3 protein-coding genes are annotated in these 1,717 nt (G+C 38.5%); 1 reads left to right on the top strand and 2 read right to left on the bottom strand.

The features are described from left to right. Together AC2VE5_RS26855 and AC2VE5_RS26850 are read right to left on the bottom strand one after the other, a co-directional pair. On the bottom strand, positions 1-773 hold a 773-nt coding region (locus AC2VE5_RS26855), incomplete at its 3' end, for a sulfotransferase family 2 domain-containing protein (RefSeq protein WP_486890591.1). A 152-nt stretch (positions 774-925) separates the two neighbouring features. Beyond that, positions 926-1,447: a methyltransferase domain-containing protein gene (locus tag AC2VE5_RS26850; RefSeq protein WP_486890590.1), complete on the bottom strand. Its 522-nt coding sequence runs from the start codon at positions 1,445-1,447 to the stop codon at positions 926-928. Positions 1,448-1,497: 50 nt separating this feature from the next. On the opposite strand from AC2VE5_RS26850, the gene AC2VE5_RS26845 reads away from it, so the two are divergent. Beyond that, complete coding sequence (locus tag AC2VE5_RS26845; RefSeq protein ID WP_486890592.1) at positions 1,498-1,713, top strand: fumarate hydratase C-terminal domain-containing protein; 216 nt, start codon at positions 1,498-1,500, stop codon at positions 1,711-1,713. The last annotated feature ends 4 nt before the right edge of the window (positions 1,714-1,717 follow it).

Below are 1,717 nucleotides of genomic sequence, written 5' to 3'. Positions count from 1 at the left end.
ATCTCTGACTTCATCTCAATCCGAGCTTCAAATAGCCTTTTTGCATACTCATAAAGTTCTATATCTAATTGATTCAAAGATATAACATGGGCTATGAAATTGTCAGGAATAACTTCTTGACTTGGTTTGTTACTGCTTACATTAGATTTAGTATACCAAATATTTTTCCAGCTCCAATTAAATGAATTTCTAAAAATAATAAGGCTTTTGTCAAATTGCTCAGTTAAGCCAAAACATTTATAGTGATCTTTAAGATTCTTTTTTGCGGTTTCAAGCATATCTTTTGAGCATTTTGATCTATAGTACTCTTCCTGACAATTTCTTAAAGAAGAGTTTGAATACCATGGTGAAGGGGTTGACCAGTTGCCTGCTTTTTGCTCTTGTAGTTCAAAGCCCGATAAGAATCTTGTCTGCAAATTATAAGAAGATCGAAATTCCGAGAGGAATTCAAGTAAACTTATCCCAGGTTTAATCCGACGAGCATGGTAATAAGCTGATAAAACACGATCAACAGGGTTTCTTAGGATAGTGATGTAACCAACTGATTGAGGGAGTGTCTTATGAATGCCAAAGCCCATATGGGAAGCAACGCAACTTGGGGTTTTTCTTTCTTCAGTAGTGAACGTTAGTATACTTTTAATTTCTTTCTTAATATGCCAAGGTTCCTTATGTAACCTAAATAGGTTAGATCTATACTCTCTGTACAAGACATTCAATAAGCTCGTTCCTCCAGTTTTAGGTATATGTGTAAAAACTACTAACAAATTTTGCATAAGATTTTCCAGAGATCAAATTACTTTTAACATAGACTTGGTGGATTTTAGTAACACCAAAAATTATATTTAACTATTGAAATTTTATTCTTAACTATATATTCTGTAAAACTTACTTAGCTATCATTACTTTGTTTTTAGGCTTTTCATTTTCATTTTATTGCTTTTAATTCAAAGGATAGAAATAAAGCTGGAAAAATCCAGGTCCATCTTTTCTCATAGGTTGCTGGAAACTTATTAGCCAACCTTCTGATCAGAGACTTATTAATACGTCCTCCATCAAAAAATATATGACGGCTAGTAACCTTAAATCTTGCTTTTGAATAATAAGATAGGCTATTCTCTTCATCAAAATAGTCAAATGAAAAGTAGCTTAAATGCCAACGATGTGTTGGATCCACAAAAGAGTTGGCGCTAGAAAAATGTGGTGTAACAATCTGTAGAACTCCATTTGTTTCTAAAAGGCGATGGAACTCTTCTAATGTTCTAGGGATACTTTGCAAATGTTCGATTACATCAAAACATTCAATCTTAGAAAAGCTTGAATTCTCAAATGGATAAGGAAAATGATTAAGATTCCAGATAACATCTGGTTTTACACATGGTGATATATCTATTCTGACTACATTCTCTTCAATTTGCCTCTTTCCACACCCCACTGATAATGTAATCATAGTATTGCAAATGTTTTGTTATTTGAAAAAACCCTGAGACTCCGCGGACGCTGACCACCCCGCTGTCCGTCGAGGACCTGCGACCGCTGCGGGCGGGGGAGGAGGTCCTGCTCGACGGCGTGCTGTTCACCGCCCGGGACGCGGCGCACGCGCGCATGGCCGCGGCGCTCGCGGCGGGGGAGCCGCTGCCCTTCGACCCCGAGGGCCAGGTCCTCTACTTCGTGGGGCCCGATCGGAAGAGCGGCGGGCGGGGGAAGAGTGTATAGACGG

This window comes from Aliterella sp. E5.1 (assembly GCF_057473825.1).
Note: the sequence above shows the minus strand (reverse complement) of the source record. Positions and strands in the feature narration are given on the sequence as shown.